13 protein-coding genes are annotated in these 17,695 nt (G+C 58.3%); 6 read left to right on the plus strand and 7 right to left on the minus strand.

The genetic code is table 11. The annotated features are described in order from the left end of the window. Positions 1–361 precede the first annotated feature (361 nt). The 5 genes from panB (at position 362) to ACOZK9_RS22055 (ending at position 8,336) form a co-directional block, all read left to right on the plus strand. On the plus strand, positions 362–1,162 hold the full coding sequence (gene panB, locus ACOZK9_RS22035) for a 3-methyl-2-oxobutanoate hydroxymethyltransferase (protein WP_058412536.1): 801 nt from the start codon (positions 362–364) through the stop codon (positions 1,160–1,162). Continuing rightward, entirely contained in the window at positions 1,159–2,010 is an 852-nt protein-coding gene (gene panC, locus ACOZK9_RS22040) for a pantoate--beta-alanine ligase (RefSeq protein WP_421556565.1), read from the plus strand. The genes panB and panC overlap by 4 nt, the downstream gene beginning before the upstream one ends. A 238-nt stretch (positions 2,011–2,248) precedes the next feature. Beyond that, on the plus strand, positions 2,249–3,913 hold the full coding sequence (gene pgi / locus ACOZK9_RS22045) for a glucose-6-phosphate isomerase (RefSeq protein ID WP_058412538.1): 1,665 nt from the start codon (positions 2,249–2,251) through the stop codon (positions 3,911–3,913). 385 nt (positions 3,914–4,298) lie between these two features. After that, positions 4,299–5,315 (plus strand): class I SAM-dependent rRNA methyltransferase, encoded by a 1,017-nt coding sequence (locus tag ACOZK9_RS22050; RefSeq protein ID WP_421556566.1) that lies wholly within the window; start codon positions 4,299–4,301, stop codon positions 5,313–5,315. A gap of 87 nt (positions 5,316–5,402) precedes the next feature. Continuing rightward, a complete protein-coding gene (locus ACOZK9_RS22055) occupies positions 5,403–8,336 on the plus strand; it encodes a DUF748 domain-containing protein (RefSeq protein ID WP_421556567.1) in 2,934 nt (977 codons plus the stop codon). Between the two features lie 243 nt (positions 8,337–8,579). Here the strand turns inward: ACOZK9_RS22055 and ACOZK9_RS22060 are convergent, their stop codons facing one another. Next, a complete protein-coding gene (locus ACOZK9_RS22060) occupies positions 8,580–9,182 on the minus strand; it encodes a BON domain-containing protein (protein ID WP_058412542.1) in 603 nt (200 codons plus the stop codon). A gap of 36 nt (positions 9,183–9,218) precedes the next feature. On the opposite strand from ACOZK9_RS22060, the gene ACOZK9_RS22065 reads away from it, so the two are divergent. Beyond that, positions 9,219–9,428: a hypothetical protein gene (locus ACOZK9_RS22065; protein WP_421556568.1), complete on the plus strand. Its 210-nt coding sequence runs from the start codon at positions 9,219–9,221 to the stop codon at positions 9,426–9,428. A 48-nt stretch (positions 9,429–9,476) separates the two neighbouring features. Here ACOZK9_RS22065 and pnp read toward each other — a convergent pair whose 3' ends face one another. The 6 genes from pnp to nusA all read right to left on the minus strand — a co-directional run bounded on the left by pnp (position 9,477) and on the right by nusA (position 17,670). Next, a complete protein-coding gene (gene pnp / locus ACOZK9_RS22070; RefSeq protein WP_058412543.1) occupies positions 9,477–11,582 on the minus strand; it encodes a polyribonucleotide nucleotidyltransferase in 2,106 nt (701 codons plus the stop codon). Positions 11,583–11,776: 194 nt separating this feature from the next. Further along, positions 11,777–12,046 carry a 30S ribosomal protein S15 gene (gene rpsO / locus ACOZK9_RS22075; RefSeq protein ID WP_058412544.1) on the minus strand — a complete coding sequence of 90 codons (270 nt, stop codon included), beginning with the start codon at positions 12,044–12,046 and terminating at the stop codon, positions 11,777–11,779. A gap of 116 nt (positions 12,047–12,162) precedes the next feature. Continuing rightward, positions 12,163–13,080: a tRNA pseudouridine(55) synthase TruB gene (gene truB / locus ACOZK9_RS22080; protein ID WP_058412545.1), complete on the minus strand. Its 918-nt coding sequence runs from the start codon at positions 13,078–13,080 to the stop codon at positions 12,163–12,165. 3 nt (positions 13,081–13,083) lie between these two features. Further along, the gene (gene rbfA, locus ACOZK9_RS22085; RefSeq protein WP_058412546.1) at positions 13,084–13,479 is read right to left on the minus strand and encodes a 30S ribosome-binding factor RbfA; all 396 of its coding nucleotides are present in this window, start codon (positions 13,477–13,479) and stop codon (positions 13,084–13,086) included. 159 nt (positions 13,480–13,638) lie between these two features. Next, positions 13,639–16,161 (minus strand): translation initiation factor IF-2, encoded by a 2,523-nt coding sequence (gene infB / locus ACOZK9_RS22090; protein ID WP_421556569.1) that lies wholly within the window; start codon positions 16,159–16,161, stop codon positions 13,639–13,641. Between the two features lie 27 nt (positions 16,162–16,188). After that, positions 16,189–17,670, minus strand: a complete 1,482-nt coding sequence (nusA, locus tag ACOZK9_RS22095; protein WP_058412548.1) for a transcription termination factor NusA — start codon at positions 17,668–17,670, stop codon at positions 16,189–16,191. Positions 17,671–17,695 lie beyond the last annotated feature (25 nt).

Below are 17,695 nucleotides of genomic sequence, written 5' to 3' on the forward strand. Positions count from 1 at the left end.
GTTGTTGCGCTAGTCCTTCTCCAGCTGGCGTGTGGGGTGCTGGGTGCGGTTGTTTATCTTCTCTTTTTTAATAACCCCGAGCTTGCCCCCCCCCCCCCCCCCCCCACTCCCCCATTGGGTCTGCATCCTGCTGAATCGCATCAGTAACAGCGGTAACACCGCCATCGTAACAATGCGGTAACACATCCAATTGACTTCCCAAGCCCTCATCACGACTATAGGCGTCCCGCCGCCGCCAACCCGGCGCTGAAGGGCGCAATCCAGGCCTTATAAGCACTGCTCTCAAGACAGTGCGCCTGTATAAACGAAGACTCACGCGCGTTACTCGCTGTTTCCAAGCGCCTGAACGAGGACCCTTTTCATGCCAGACGTTACCCTGACCACCTTGCAGAGCCTCAAGCTCAAAGGTGAAAAAATCACCATGCTGACCTGCTACGACGCCACCTTTGCCCACGCCAGTTGCCAGGCCGGCGTCGAAGTGTTGCTGGTAGGTGACTCACTGGGCATGGTTCTTCAAGGCAATGACAGCACCTTGCCCGTCACCACCGATGAGCTCGCCTACCACACCGCCAGCGTCAAACGCGGTAACGACGGTGCTTTTATCATCGCCGACCTGCCGTTCATGGGGTATGCCACCGTCGAACAGACGTTCCAGAACGCCGGCAAACTGATGCAAGCCGGGGCGCACATGATCAAGGTCGAAGGCGCCGCCTGGCTCGCCGAGTCGATCCGCCTGCTGGCTGAGCGCGGTGTGCCGGTATGCGCACACATGGGGCTGACACCGCAGTCGGTGAACATCCTCGGCGGCTACAAGGTTCAAGGCCGTAACGAAGCCCAGGCGCGCCAAATGCGAGCGGACGCGATTGCCCTGGAGCAAGCCGGTGCCGCGATGATTTTGCTGGAATGCGTGCCGAGCGAGCTGGCGGCAGAGATCACCCAAGCGGTCAAAGTACCGGTGATCGGGATTGGCGCGGGTTCCGCCACCGACGGCCAAGTGCTGGTGGTGCACGACATGCTCGGCCTGACACTGACCGGCCGTGCGCCGAAGTTCGTGAAGAACTTCATGGCTGGCCAAGACAGCATCCACGCCGCGCTGAGCGCCTACGTCAGTGAAGTCAAAGCCGTTACCTTCCCTGGCGCCGAACACGGATTTTCTGCATGAACACCGTTAAAACCGTACGAGAACTGCGGGCGGCCGTCGCCCACGCACGCAGTGCCGGCAAGCGCATCGGCTTTGTGCCTACCATGGGCAACCTGCACAGCGGCCACGCCACCCTTGTGAGCAAGGCGGCGCAGCAATCGGAGTTCGTGGTGTCGAGTATTTTCGTCAACCCGCTGCAGTTCGGCGCCGGCGAAGATTTGGATAAGTACCCGCGCACGCTCGCCGCCGACCAGGAAAAGCTCCTGCAAGCTGGCTGCAATCTGTTGTTCGCGCCAACCGTCGACGAAATGTACCCCGGTGGCATGAGCGGCCAAACCCGCGTCAGCGTGCCGCAACTGTCCGAAGGCCTGTGCGGTGCCAGCCGCCCCGGGCACTTCGAAGGCGTGGCCACGGTCGTCAACAAGCTGTTCAATATGGTCCAGCCGGACATGGCCGTATTTGGCCAGAAGGACTACCAGCAACTGGCGGTGATCCGCGCCATGGTGCATGACCTGAACCTGCCGATCCAGATCATCGGCGAGCCGACCGTGCGTGCCGCCGATGGCCTGGCGCTGTCATCGCGCAACGGTTACCTCAGCGAAGAGCAGCGCGCCATTGCCCCCGTGCTGTATCGCAGCCTCAGCCAGATGGCCGCCGCCATCAAGGCCGGTGATCACGATTTCGCCACGCTGCGGGCCGAGCAGGTCCAACTGATCGAAGCCGCCGGGTTGCGCATGGACTACCTCGAAGTGCGCCACGGCGTGCACCTGCGCCCGGCGACGCCTGAGGACCGTGATGTGGTGATCCTGGTGGCGGCGTACTTGGGCGCGACGCGCCTGATCGACAACCTGCACCTGAACCTGGCCTGATCCTGCCCGCGTTTTTCTGCAAAAAACTGCTCGCCGCTTGCCCTCCCTGCTGCGCCGGTATAAAAAAGTACCGGCTACAGCGCAGACAAAGCCAAGACATATCGACACGCTAGGTTTAATGTAATCGCCCGGCGCTCATGCTAGCGCTGTGCGGAACCCACTCTTGACGAAAGACTGGACGTTCCGGCACTTGAAGTGTCCTAAAGGCAGTCCCCGTAATAAAAGGAAACCCGCAGCGATGGCGTACTACCGCACTCCTCATGACGTTACCGCTCTGCCCGCCTGGCAAGCGCTCAATCAACATCGCCAAGCCATGCAGGATTTCAGCATGCGCGAAGCGTTCAATGCCGATCCCCAGCGCTTTTCACAGTTCACCTTGAGCAGCTGCGGGCTTTTCCTCGATTACTCGAAAAACCTGATCACCAGCGAAACCCGCGACTTGCTGGTAGGCCTGGCCAAGGAAGTCGACCTTAAAGGCGCCATCGACGCGCTGTACGCCGGCGAGCCCGTCAACTCATCCGAAGGCCGCCCGGCGCTGCACACTGCCTTGCGCCGCCCGGTGGGCGACAAGCTGTCGGTCAACGGCGTGAACATCATGCCGGACGTGCACAAGGTGCTGAACCAGATCACTGACTTGGTCGGCCGCATCCACGATGGCCTGTGGCGTGGTTACACCGAGAAGCCGATCACTGACGTGGTCAACATCGGCATCGGTGGCTCGTTCCTCGGCCCGGAGCTGGTCTCTGAAGCGCTGCTGTCTTACGCCCACAAAGGTGTGCGCTGCCATTACCTGGCGAACATCGACGGCAGCGAGTTCCACGAGCTGACGATGAAGCTGCGCGCCGAGACCACGCTGTTTATCGTCTCGTCGAAATCCTTCAATACCCTCGAAACCCTGAAAAACGCCCAGGCCGCTCGCGCCTGGTACTTGGCTCAGGGTGGTTCGGAAGCTGAGCTGTACCGCCACTTTATCGCGGTATCGAGCAATAACGCGGCGGCGGTGGCCTTCGGTATTCGCGAAGAAAACATCTTCCCGATGTGGGACTGGGTAGGCGGTCGTTACTCGCTGTGGTCGGCGATCGGTTTGCCTATCGCCCTGGCCATCGGCATGTCCAACTTCAAGGAACTGCTGTCCGGTGCCTACACCATGGACCAGCATTTCCAGAACGCCCCGTTCGAACAGAACATGCCCGTACTGCTGGGCCTGCTCGGCGTGTGGTACGGCAACTTCTGGGGCGCGCAGAGCCACGCGATCCTGCCGTATGACCATTACCTGCGTAACATCACCAAGCATTTGCAACAGTTGGACATGGAATCCAACGGCAAGAGCGTCCGCCAGGACGGTACGCCCGTGTCCACCGATACCGGCCCGGTGATCTGGGGCGGCGTGGGTTGCAATGGTCAGCACGCTTATCACCAGTTGCTGCACCAAGGCACCCAATTGATCCCGGCCGACTTCATCGTGCCGATCGTCAGCTTCAACCCGGTGTCCGACCACCACCAGTGGCTGTACGCCAACTGCCTGTCGCAGAGCCAGGCCTTGATGCTGGGTAAAACCCGTAGCGAAGCCGAAGCCGAACTGCGCGAAAAAGGCATACCGGAAGCCGAGGTGCAGAAGCTGGCACCGCACAAGGTTATTCCTGGCAACCGCCCAAGCAACACCCTCGTGGTGGAGCGCATCAGCCCGCGCCGTCTGGGCGCACTGGTCGCGATGTATGAACACAAAGTGTTTGTGCAAAGCGTGGTCTGGGGCATCAATGCCTTCGACCAATGGGGCGTTGAACTGGGCAAAGAGCTGGGCAAAGGCGTGTACAACCGCCTGACCGGCGCCGAAGAAACCCTGGCTGACGACGCGTCGACTCAGGGCTTGATCAACTACTTCCGCGGCCGTCACCGCGGCTGAAGCCTGCCAGCAAGGCCAACGTTCGTTTGGACGTTGGCCTTGAACCCTCCCCCACAGCGTGCATCTTGTGACGTGTCCCGAAAACAAGAACAAGCACCGCTCATGTTCGATCAGCACATTCCCCATCGCCGATGCCGTGCGCTGCGCAGCTCACAAGCCGACTACCCGTCGTCGCGGGGTATCCGCATGATGTCAAAGGCCAAGGCATCTACGCGTTTGTGACGTCGATGAACGCCGTCGAACCCGGCGCAGTGGACGGCCTGATCGACAAACGCCTGAAGCGCTAAGTTCGACGCAACGTGGCCATCGATGGACGGGGCTGATGTGGGCGGCGCCGCATAGCTGTTAAACTCCGCGCCCACATTTACCCTGTAAGGCGCGCTTCATGACTCCTTTGAATCAGGCGCTGCGCGCCGCTCTCAATCATCGCCAAGACCTGATCAACGAGTTGCATGCCCAAGGCACCGACTGCTACCGGCTGTTCCACGGCAGCCAGGAAGGCGCCGGCGGCCTGACCATCGACCGTTACGGCCCGCAACTGCTGGTGCAAAGCTTCCATCAATCGCTGGAAACAGCGGACCTGCTGGACCTGCACCAACAGATCAACCAGTTCATGGGCCTGGAGTTGTTGCTGGTGTACAACGACCGCTCGCGTGGCAACTCGCGAGTCGACCGTGAAGACACGGTGTACCGGGCGCAACCCGAGGCACTGCAAGACTTGATCGGCCATGAGTGGGGCCTCAATTACCGTGTCCGTGGGCGCCATGCCGGGCAGGACCCACTGCTGTTCCTCGACCTGCGCAACACGCGCGGCTGGGTCAAGGAGCACAGCGCCGGCAAAAGCGTGCTGAACCTGTTCGCCTACACCTGTGGGGTTGGCTTGAGCGCGGCAGCCGGCGGCGCCAGTGAGGTGTGCAACCTGGACTTTGCCGAGGGCAACCTGGCGGTCGGTCGTGAAAACGGCCTGCTGAACCCGAAATTGCCGGGTATGGCGTTTGTGCAGTCCGACTATTTCCCGGCGATTCGCCAACTCGCGGGCTTGCCGATCACCCAACGTCGCGGGCATAAGCTGCCGAGCTATCCACACCTTGAGCAACGTCAATATGACTTGGTGCTGCTTGACCCGCCAGCGTGGGCCAAGAGCGCCTTCGGCACCGTCGACCTGCTACGCGACTACCAGAGCTTACTAAAGCCTGCGCTGTTGGCGACTGCCGAAAATGGCGTGCTGATCTGCTGCAATAATTTGGCAAAAGTCAGCATGGATGATTGGCGTGAACAGGTGCTGCGCTGCGCCGAAAAAGCCGGCCGCCCGGTACGCGACTGGCAGATCATGGCACCTGGCGCTGACTTTCCGTCCCAGGACCAGCAGCCGCCACTGAAAACGCTGATTCTGCAACTGTAGGACTTGTCTCAAAAGGCCGGGTGCTTCGGAACCGAAAACCCGTGCCATACTCCAAGACACTCTCGTTTGACATAGTTGGCGTCACCCATGCCCAAAGGTTTGATTCGCACCACCGGCGCCTTGTTGGTCGCGCTTGCTCTGTACAGTTTGCTGGGCTTTTTGATTTTGCCGGGCATCGCCCTTCGCATTGCCAACCAACAGTTGGCCAATTACGCCACAGTGCCGGCGCGCATTGAGCGTATCGAGATCAACCCGTTCAGCCTTGAAGTGACCCTTTGGGGCCTGAAAATCGGCGAACCCGGCAAAGAACAACTGGGTTTTGAGCGCCTCTATGCCAACCTGCAGATCGACAGCCTGTGGACCCGTGCCCTGCACTTGGCCGATGTGCAGTTGGATAAACCCAAGACCGAGCTGCTGTTCGACAAATCCGGCCAACTGAACCTGGCGCAACTGTTCAAGCTGCCGCCAAGTGAGCCGACCCCGGCCGACCCGAACGCAAAACCGTTCCCATTGCGCATCGACAGCATCAAGCTGGCGGGCGGCTATGTGCACTTTCAAGACTTGCGCCCCAGTGAACCGATTGAATTCCTCTACGACACGCTCGACTTTGAGCTGAAAAACCTCAGCACGCTGCCGGAAGATAATGCCGACATGACCTTGGTGGCCGCAGGCCCGCAGGGTGGGCAAATTGACTGGAAAGGTAATTTCAGCCTGGTACCGATCACGTCCAAGGGCACGCTGAAAGTCACCGACGGCAAGATGAAAGCCTGGTGGCCGTACGTGCGTGACGCGGTGCCATTGGTGCTGGAAAACGGTGTACTGAATTTCAGCACCGACTACACCTTCAGCCTCGACAAACAAACCGAATTGAAGCTGACCAACACCGCCGCGAGCATCGCGCCCTTCGCGATCAAAGCGCCGGATGGTCGCCCGCTGGCACGCCTGGAACGCCTGGACATCAGCGAAACCACAGTAGATTTGGCCAAGCAGCAGGTCATTGTCGGCAAGATTCGCAGCAATAAACTGGAAACATGGGCCGCCCGCGAAGCCGATGGCCAACTGGACTGGCAGAAACTGTTTGCCAGCCAACCGAGCAAACCTTCCAGGGCGCCGGAACCGGCCACCGCCCCGGCAACCGCCGATTCGCCCAAAGCCGCACCTGCGGCGCCGAGCAAACCGTGGCAAGTGCTGCTCAAAGATGTGCAGTTGCGCAACTATCAGGTGCACTTGGCCGACCGTCAGGCCAACCCGGCAGTAGCGCTGGAACTGGGGCCGCTGAATGTCGACGTGCAGAACTTCGACAGTCTCAACCAGAGCCCGTTTAACCTGAAGCTCGACACCGGCCTGGGCAAGCAAGGCAAAATTCAGGCTACCGGCGCGGTCAACCTCAACCCGGTCAGTGCCAAGCTCAACGTCACCACCCAAGACATCGACCTACGGGTAGCGCAGGCGTATATCAGCCCGTTTATTCGGCTGGAACTGCGCAGTGGCATGCTCGGCAGCAACCTCGATGTGAACCTGAAAAGCATTGACCCGCTGGCACTTCAGGTCACCGGCAATGCTCAGGTCGATCAGTTGCACACCCTTGACACCCTCAAGACCCGCGACTTCCTCAAGTGGCAGCGCCTGGTGCTTGAAGGCGTGAACTATCAACACGGCGACAGCGTGTCGATCGACAAGGTCAACCTGCTGCAACCCTATGTGCGTTTCATGATCAACGATGACCGCACGACCAACATCGACGACTTGCTGATCCCGCAGCCCGCCGACACTGGCCGCTCACCGGCAGCCAAACCTGCCGCCAGTAAAGACAAGCCTTTGGGCATTCACATTGGGCAAATCGCGATCAACGACGGCTCGGCCAACTTTGCCGACTTCAGCCTCACGCCGAACTTCGCCACGGCCGTTCAACAACTCAACGGGCAGATCGGCACTATTGATAGTCGTCAGGCCAAACCGGCCAGCGTCGATATCAACGGCAAGGTGGATCGCTATGCGCCGGTGACTATCAAAGGTGCTGTGAACCCATTTAACCCAATGGCGGCGCTGGATATTGCCACCAGCTTCAAGCGCGTCGAACTGACTACGTTGACGCCTTACTCCGGCAAGTTCGCGGGCTTCCGTATCCGCAAGGGCCGCCTGAACCTCGACCTGCACTACGTGATCACCAAAGGCCAGTTGAAGGCGCAGAACAAAGTGGTGATTGAACAGCTGCAACTGGGTGACAAGGTCGACAGCGCCGATGCGGTGGACTTGCCGATTCGCCTGGCGATTGCACTGCTCAAAGACAGCGACGGCAAAATCTCGCTGGAGTTGCCGGTGACGGGTGACCTGAATAACCCGCAATTCAGCGTGATGCCGATTGTGTGGCAAACCCTGCGGAACCTGGTGGTGCGCGCGGCTACGTCGCCATTCAAGTTCATTGGCGGGCTGGTCAGCGGTGGCGGCTCGGAAGACCTCGGTACGGTGTCTTTCGCCGCGGGCTCCAGCGATTTGAGCAAGGACGCCGAAGGCGCGCTTAACACCCTGGCCAAGGCGCTGAAAGAGCGCCCTACCCTGCGCCTGGAAATCGAAGGCACTGCGGCTGCCAGCAGCGATGGCCCGTTCATCGCCGCCGAACGTCTTGAGCGTGAATACCAATACAACTACTACAAAATACTTCAGCGCCGCGGGGACAAAGTGCCGGCCCAGGCATCGCTGCTGGAAGTACCTGAAAAAGAAAAAGCGCCGTTGCTGGAGGGTATCTACCGCACCCGCCTGAAACAACAACCTCCGGCGCAGTGGAAAGACCTGAGCAGTGACGAGCGCACCGCGAAGCTGCGTGACGGCGTGATCAAGTTTTGGAGCGCCAGTGACGTGCTGCTGCGCCAACTCGGCCAGGACCGGGCCAGTACCATCAAGGACTACCTGGTGGACAAGGGCCAGTTACAAGATGACCGGGTGTACTTCATTGATGCCAACCTGGGGCAAGCCGAGAAGGATGGCCGAGTCATTACGCCACTGCACCTGGACGCCGAGTAATCGGCGTCTGGCTGTGGGGCTTGCGCCCTGTGGCGAGCAAGCGCGCTCGCCACAGCAGCCTTGTGACCTTGAGTTGAGGGTTACAGGAATACCTGCCCCAGAATAGAACAGGCCCCGACACAAGTGCCGGGGCCTGTAATGACCACATCCGTGTGGTCGGTCGCATGAACTCCAGAGGTGCGTTGGGTGGAAATCTAACTCACCCTAAGCCGCCGCCGTTCGATTCAAACGAATAATGTAGCGTTACTCTGCTTTCAGGCCATCGGCCGATACAGCTTTAACGCCTTTGATTTTCTTGGTGATATTCACCGCGGTGGTTTTCTGTGCTTCGGTCACTGCGACAGAAGAGGACAGGGAAACTACACCTTTGTTGGTTTCAACTTTGATGTCGGTACCAGGAATGCCTTTCTCGGTGACCAGATCAGCTTTCACTTTAGTGGTGATCCAAGTGTCCGAGGTGGCGTCTTTGGATTTGTCGATGTTGTCAGCCTTAACAGCGCCGCCAGCCAGCAGGCCGTCAGCCGAAACTGCGGTTACACCTTTGATGCGCTTGGTGATCGCTACAGCGGTGGCTTTCTGCGAGTCGGAGATTGCTACTGTCGAGGACAGGGAAACCACGCCTTTGTTGGTCTCAACCTTGATGTCCGAACCAGGAATGCCTTTCTCGGTCAGCAGATCAGCTTTAACTTTAGTAGTGATCCAAGTGTCCGAAGTCGACTCTTTGGCCTGGGTCATTTCGCCGGCTGCCAAAGTCATAGGCGCCTGGGAAGGCTGGGCGAAGGCAGCGTTAGCCATGGCCAGGGTCAGAGCAGTAGCAGTTGCGGTAGCGAGAGCGAACTTCTTCATACGAGTAACTCCTGTTTTATTGAAAGACTGCAGTGTGTGAACCTTGATGCTGCAGCGTTAACAGGGATATTGCAGGCACTGTGCCAAGTTACTTTGCAGATAAAAATTCTTATAAAACAACAAGTTAGAAAAATCATGGATTTTCGAAATCGTGCAACTTGCATGAAGGCAGCCATGACTGCATGCAAGTTGCGGTTTTTAGATATAACTAAGCGCCTGATTTTTAGACATTTTCTGCAGGCGTAAAAAAAGGACCCCGAAGGGTCCTCTTTTCAGCGTGAAGCTTGCGGGTGATTAAACGCCCGAAGCCTTGGCTGCTGCTACGTCCTTGATGGACAGCTTGATACGGCCGCGGTTGTCCACGTCCAGTACCAGCACTTCCACTTCCTGGCCTTCTTTCAGAATGTCGGTCACTTTCTCTACGCGAGCATCGCTCAGCATGGAGATGTGAACCAGACCGTCTTTGCCCGGCAGGATGTTGACGAATGCGCCGAAGTCGACGATGCGCTCAACCTTACCTACGTAGATCTTGCCGATCTCGGCCTCAGCGGTGATGCCCAGAACGCGCTGACGCGCAGCTTCTGCAGCTTCTTTGGTTTCGCCGAAGATTTTGATCGAGCCGTCGTCTTCGATGTCGATCGAAGCCTTGGTCTCTTCACAGATCGCACGGATGGTCGCGCCGCCTTTACCGATAACATCACGGATTTTGTCGGTGTCGATTTTCATCGCGATCATGGTCGGAGCATTTTCCGACAGCTCGGTACGCGATTGACCAATGATCTGGTTCATCTGGCCGAGGATATTCAGGCGCGCTTCCAGGGCTTGGCCCAGAGCGATCTCCATGATTTCTTCGGTGATGCCTTTGATCTTGATGTCCATCTGCAGCGCGGTAACACCCTTGGCGGTACCGGCTACTTTGAAGTCCATGTCGCCCAAGTGGTCTTCGTCACCCAGGATGTCGGTCAGGATGGCGAATTTCTCGCCTTCTTTAACCAGGCCCATGGCGATACCGGCAACCGGTGCCTTCATCGGAACACCAGCGTCCATCAGCGCCAGGGAAGCGCCGCAGACCGAAGCCATGGAGCTGGAACCGTTGGACTCGGTGATTTCCGACACAACACGAATGGTGTACGGGAACACGTCGGCAGCCGGCAGCATGGCGGCAATCGAACGACGAGCCAGGCGGCCGTGACCGATTTCGCGACGACCAGCACCACCCATGCGACCACACTCACCTACCGAGAACGGAGGGAAGTTGTAGTGCAGCATGAACGGGTCTTTTTTCTCGCCTTCCAGGGTGTCCAGCAGTTGGGCGTCACGGGCAGTACCCAGAGTGGCAACGACCAGGGCCTGCGTTTCGCCACGGGTGAACAGCGCCGAACCGTGAGTCTTCGGCAAAACGCCGACTTCGATGTTCAGCGGGCGTACGGTCTTGGTGTCGCGACCGTCGATACGTGGCTTGCCGTTAACGATGTTTTCGCGAACGGTGCGGTATTCGATTTCGCCGAAAGCAGCTTTGACTTCGCTGGAAGAAGGCTGGCCTTCTTCACCGGACAGCTTGGCAACAACCTGGTCCTTCAACTCGCCCAGGCGAGCGTAACGGTCGGCCTTGACGGTGATGGCATAAGCCTGGGAGATCGCGTCGCCGAACTCGGCACGGATAGCGCCCAGCAATGCAGTGGCTTCTGGCTGTGGCGCCCAGGCCCATGTCGGCTTGGCAGCTTCAGCAGCCAATTCTTTAACGGCGTTGATCACAACCTGGAACTCGTCGTGAGCAAACAGAACCGCGCCCAGCATCTGGTCTTCGGTCAGCTCTTTGGCTTCCGATTCAACCATCAATACAGCTTCCGAGGTACCGGCAACGACCATGTCCAGGCTCGATGCTTTCTGTTGCTCGTAAGTCGGGTTCAGCAGGTAGCCGGTGCTTTCATGGAAAGCAACACGGGCAGCGCCGATCGGGCCATCGAAAGGAATACCGGAGATTGCCAGCGCAGCCGAGGTACCGATCATCGCAGCGATGTCCGGATCGGTTTTCTTGCTGGTGGAAACGACGGTGCAGACAACCTGCACTTCGTTCATGAAACCTTCCGGGAACAGCGGACGGATCGGACGATCGATCAGTCGGGAAGTCAGGGTTTCTTTCTCGGAAGGACGACCTTCGCGCTTGAAGAAACCGCCAGGGATCTTACCGGCAGCGTAAGTTTTTTCCTGGTAGTGAACGGAAAGAGGGAAAAAGCCTTTGCTTGGGTCCGCGTGCTTGGCACCCACAACGGTCACCAATACGGTGACGTCGTCGTCAACGGTAACCAGCACTGCGCCGGAGGCTTGACGGGCGATACGGCCTGTCTCGAGGGTAACGGTCGACTGACCGAACTGGAATTTTTTGATAACCGGGTTCACGGTGTCCTACCTTCTTTGTGGCTCTTGGGGAACTTGTCTTCTTGCGAAATTCTTGGGCAATGTCGGGAATCGGCCCGATCCTGGTCCAGGGTAAAACGTATATCCAGATAAAACTTGAGGCTGGGAGCCTGCCATGAACCAGCGGGAATCCCACTGACACACGACAGACAACCAACCTCTAGCGCAATCGCTTATTAGCGACGCAGACCCAGGCGAGCGATCAGAGCCTGGTAACGGCCCAGATCTTTACCTTTCAGGTAGTCCAGCAGCTTACGGCGCTGGTTTACCATGCGGATCAGACCACGACGGGAGTGGTGATCTTTACCGTTGGCCTTGAAGTGACCTTGCAGCTTGTTGATGTTGTGGGTCAGCAGTGCAACTTGCACTTCTGGCGAACCAGTGTCACCAACAGCTTGCTGATAGTCAGCTACGATTTGTGCTTTTTCTTGAACGTCGAGAGCCATGAGGCAATCCTTTTTTTCAGGAAACCACCCAAAGGGTGATCTCAACAGGCCAGGGACAAATCCCTGTATCTAAAAATGAGTGTTGACCGTGCCTGTTAACAGCCACACTCGTCCGGTCATTCTGACCGAATCAGTCGACGTGGCGCGATGCGCCCGTCTTCGCTCACTTCACCGATACCGATAAAGCGACCGTTGTGATCTTGTACCCGCACCATGCCGAACTTCGGCGCATCCGGGGCGCGTACCGGTTGGCCGTTAAGCCAGTAGAACGCGCTGTGCTCCGAGAAGTGCAGCAATGGCCAATCGAGCAAACCGCTGTCCGATGGCATCAGGAAGCGATCAACCGCTTCATTGCCGCCCTCGGCGTGTACGGCTTCCAACTCTTCCAGCGTGACGGTCTGCGCCAGGCTGAAAGGGCCAGCCTGTGTGCGTCGCAGTTCTGCAACATACGCGCCGCAACCGAGCTGTTCACCAATATCTTCCACCAGGGTACGGATATAGGTACCTTTGCTGCAGTCCACGGCCAAGCGGGCAGTGTCGCCTTCACAGGCGAGCAATTCCAAGCGCGCAATAGTAACAGAACGCGGTTCACGCTCCACTACTTCGCCCGCACGTGCCAGTTTGTAAAGTGGCTGCCCATCACGCTTGAGCGCGGAGTACATCGGCGGTATCTGGCTGATTTTCCCGCGAAAACCGGGTAAAGCAGCTTCAATATCAGCACGACCAACGGTCACGTCGCGAACCTGCAAAACATCACCTTCGGCATCCGCCGTGGTGGTGGTTTTGCCCAGTTGCATCAGGGTTTCGTAACCCTTGTCGGAATCGAGCAGGTACTGCGAGAACTTGGTCGCCTCGCCAAAGCACAACGGCAGTACGCCGGTGGCCAGCGGGTCGAGGCTACCGGTGTGCCCGGCCTTCTCGGCATTGAGCAGCCAGCGAACCTTCTGCAAGGCAGCATTGGAGGTAAAACCAATGGGCTTGTCGAGCAGGATGATGCCGCTGACGTTGCGACGGATACGTTTGACCTGAGCCACCGCTTACTCCTTGGCGTCTTCAGGTGTGGACGGGTGCTGATTGTCTTCCGCCACGGCGCGCTCGATCAGTGCCGACAGGTGCGCACCCCGTACGACGCTTTCGTCGTAGTGGAAATGCAACTGGGGAACACTGCGCAGCTTCATTTCACGGGCCAACTGCATGCGCAGGAAACCTGCGGCGGAATTGAGCACCTTGATGCTTTGCGCGATTTCTTCGCTGCTGTCCTGCCCCATCACGGTGATGAAGATCTTGGCGTGACCTACGTCACGGCTCACTTCAACGGCGGTGATGGTAACCAGGCCAACGCGTGGATCTTTGACTTCGCGACGGATCAGTTGGGCCAGCTCGCGCTGCATCTGATCGCCGATACGCTGGGTACGGCTGTATTCTTTTGCCATGTCTTGTTACCTGTTACTGCCACACGGTGAAACCCGTGGGGTCTGAAAGCGGCAAACGCCCGGCCTGACAAAAGCCAGACCGGGCGTTGCGTTTAGAGTCCGAACGCTGCGCGGGGCATTTGCATGCCCACACACTGCGTGGCTCCTGAAGTGCGAGAGTTAGAGGCTGCGAGCAACCTGGACCTTCTCGTAAACTTCGATCTTGTCGCCAGCTTTGACGTCGTTGTAGCTCTTGACGCCGATACCGCATTCCATGCCGGCACGCACTTCGGAAGCGTCGTCTTTGAAGCGGCGCAGGGATTCCAGCTCGCCTTCGAAGATAACGATGTCTTCACGCAGTACGCGGATTGGACGGTTACGGTGCACAACACCTTCGATAACCATGCAACCTGCGATCGCGCCGAACTTCGGCGAGCGGAACACGTCACGCACCTCGGCGATACCCAGGATATTCTCCCGAACGTCGCTGCCAAGCATGCCGGTAAGGGCTTTCTTGACGTCTTCGATGATGTCGTAGATGACGTTGTAATAACGCATGTCCAGGCCTTCCTGCTCGACGATCTTGCGAGCGCCAGCATCGGCACGCACGTTGAAGCCAAACAGTACAGCGTTGGAAGCGAGTGCCAGGTTGGCGTCGGATTCGGTGATACCACCTACGCCGCCACCGACAACACGCACTTGCACTTCGTCGTTACCCAGGCCATTCAAGGCGCCGTTCAACGCTTCGAGAGAACCACGGACGTCAGATTTGAGGACGATGTTAAGCGTCTTCTTCTCTGCCTGGCCCATGTTTTCGAAGATGTTTTCCAGCTTGCCGGCGTGAGCGCGAGCCAATTTGACTTCGCGGAACTTGCCTTGACGGAACAGAGCCACTTCACGGGCTTTCTTCTCGTCCGACAGCACGCTCATCTCGTCGCCAGCGTCCGGGGTACCGTCCAGGCCGAGAATCTCGACAGGGATGGATGGACCGGCTTCCTTGATTGGCTTGCCGTTCTCGTCGAGCATGGCACGTACGCGGCCATAGTTCGAACCGACCAGCACCATGTCGCCTTGGCGCAGAGTACCGTCTTGAACCAGAACAGTTGCAACCGGGCCACGACCTTTGTCGAGACGCGACTCAACCACAACACCGCGACCTGGGGCCGAAGGGGTTGCTTTCAGTTCGAGTACTTCAGCTTGCAGCAGGACCGCTTCGAGCAATTCGTCTACACCGGTACCGACTTTCGCCGAAACCGAAACGAATGGCGTATCACCGCCCCACTCTTCGGACGTCACGCCGTGAACCGACAGCTCGCTACGGATGCGATCAAGATCGGCGCCCGGTTTGTCGATTTTGTTCACTGCAACAACCAGTGGAACACCAGCAGCCTTGGCGTGCTGGACAGCTTCAATGGTCTGCGGCATTACGCCGTCGTCCGCTGCAACTACCAGAATCACGATGTCAGTCGCCTTGGCACCACGGGCACGCATTGCGGTAAACGCGGCGTGACCCGGGGTGTCGAGGAAGGTGACCATGCCGCGTTCGGTTTCAACGTGGTACGCACCGATGTGCTGGGTGATACCGCCGGCTTCGCCAGCAGCTACCTTGGCACGACGAATGTAGTCGAGCAGCGACGTTTTACCATGGTCAACGTGGCCCATTACGGTCACGACTGGCGCACGGGAGAACGTCTCACCTTCAAACTTCAGGGACTCGGCCAGGGAGTCTTCCAGGGCAGTGTCGCTGACCAGGGTCACTTTGTGGCCCAGTTCTTCGGCTACCAGTTGAGCAGTTTCCTGATCAAGCACCTGGTTGATGGTCGCTGGCGTACCCAGTTTGAACATGAACTTGATGATTTCAGCCGCTTTGACCGACATCTGATTGGCGAGATCGCCAACAGAAATGGTCTCGCCGATCTGCACATCACGCACGACAGGGCCGGTTGGGCTCTGGAAACCGTGAGCGTTGCGCTTTTTCAGCTTGGCCTTGCCGCGACCACCACGACGGAAGCTGTCGCTTTCTTCGTCGGTGGTACGTGGAGCAACGCGTGGAGCAGGCGCTTTTTCTTTGACCGAAGCACGATGCGGAGCGTTTTTACGCTCACCATCACCACCGCCACTGCGACGATTGTTGTCGTCGGCACGAGGTTTGTCCGGACGACGAGGTTCGTCGCGCTTGCGGGCGTCTGCTGCAGGCGCTGGAGCGGCGGCAACCGGAGCGGCCTCACGCACAGTTTCAACAGGAGCGCTTGGCGCGGCAACTGCGTCAGCAGCAGGTTGCGCGGCAGTAGGCTGGCGACGCGCTTCTTCTTCGGCGCGACGCTTGGTTTCTTCTTCAGCCTTCTGACGAGCAGCATTTTCTACTGCACGACGTTCTTCCAGATCGCGTTTGCGCTCGGCTTCGATTTCTTCCGGGCTGCGTTGTACGAAGACTTTCTTCTTGCGTACTTCAACGCTGATGCTTTTGCTACCAGCAACACGCAGGGTGCTGGTGGTTTTGCGCTGCAATGTAATCTTGCGCGGTTCTTCCACTTTCGCCTTGTGGCTGCTCTTCAAGTGAGTCAGCAAAGACTGCTTCTCACTGTCGCTCACACCTTCGTCGGCGGCGGTGTGCGGCAGACCTGCCTCACGCATCTGCTGCAACAGGCGCTCTACCGGTGTTTTGACCTCATCGGCCAGTTGTTTCACCGTGACTTGCGTCATGCACTTCTCTCCTCAGGCCGCGCCTAGTTACTCGAACCAATGGGCTCGGGCGGCCATGATCAACTTGCCGGCACGATCATCGTCAATGCCGTCGATGTCGAGCAGATCGTCAATAGACTGCTCGGCCAGGTCTTCGCGGGTAATTACGCCGCGCACCGCCAGTTCCATCGCCAAATCCTTGTCCATACCCTCAAGCGAGAGTAGGTCTTCGGCCGGATGGGCGTCTGCCAGCTTTTCCTCAGTAGCGATGGCTTTAGTCAACAAACGATCCTTGGCCCGAGCGCGAAGCTCGTTGACGGTGTCTTCGTCAAAGCCGTCGATGTTGAGCATTTCTTCCAACGGTACGTAGGCAATCTCTTCCAGGCTGGTGAAGCCTTCATCTACCAGCACCTGCGCCAAATCTTCGTCGACTTCCAGCTCGTCGATGAAGTTGCGCAGGATGTCACCGGTTTCAGCTTGCTGCTTAGCCTGGATGTCCGATTCGGTCATCACGTTCAGGGTCCAGCCGGTCAGTTGGCTGGCCAGACGCACGTTCTGACCACCTCGACCAATGGCCTGAGCCAGATTGTCTGCGCCAACGGCGATGTCCATTGCATGGGCATCTTCGTCAACGATAATTGCCGCCACTTCAGCCGGCGACATGGCGTTGATCACGAACTGCGCCGGGTTATCGTCCCACAGCACGATGTCCACACGCTCACCACCCAATTCGCCCGACACTGCCTGGACGCGCGAACCGCGCATACCAATGCAAGCGCCCTGCGGGTCGATGCGTTTGTCCTTGGACCGAACCGCGATCTTGGCGCGCGAACCCGGGTCGCGGGACGCAGCCATGACTTCGATCAGGCCTTCGGCAATTTCCGGCACTTCGATACGGAACAGCTCGATCAACATTTCCGGCGCGGTACGCGACAGGATCAGTTGAGGGCCGCGGTTCTCTGTGCGGATTTCCTTGAGCAGCGCACGCAAACGCACGCCAACACGGAAAGTTTCGCGAGAAATGATGTCTTCGCGAGCCAACAACGCTTCGGCGTTGTTACCCAAATCGACGATCACGTTATCGCGGGTGACTTTTTTCACGGTGCCGGAGATGATCTCACCCAGGCGCTCGCGATAAGCGTCAACGACTTGAGCGCGTTCAGCTTCGCGAACCTTCTGCACGATGACCTGTTTGGCGGTCTGTGCAGCAATGCGGCCGAACTCGATAGACTCGATCTTTTCTTCGACTACATCACCAACGCTGGAGCCAGGGTGCGTTTCGGCAACCTTGCTTGGCCAGGTTTCGATGGCCGGATCATCAAGATCGGCTTCTTCGACGACCGTCCAACGACGGAAAGTCTCATAGGCACCGGTGTGGCGGTTGATTTCCACACGCAGATCCACTTCGTCTTCAAAACGCTTTTTGGTAGCAGTGGCCAGAGCCAGCTCCAGCGCTTCAAAAATCACGTTTGCCGGTACGCCCTTTTCATTGGATACCGACTCAACAACCAGCAGTACTTCTTTGCTCATCGTACGCCTCGCCTTTCGCAAGCCA

It is taken from the genome of Pseudomonas kitaguniensis, from assembly GCF_049199985.1.
Classification (GTDB): domain Bacteria; phylum Pseudomonadota; class Gammaproteobacteria; order Pseudomonadales; family Pseudomonadaceae; genus Aquipseudomonas; species Aquipseudomonas kitaguniensis.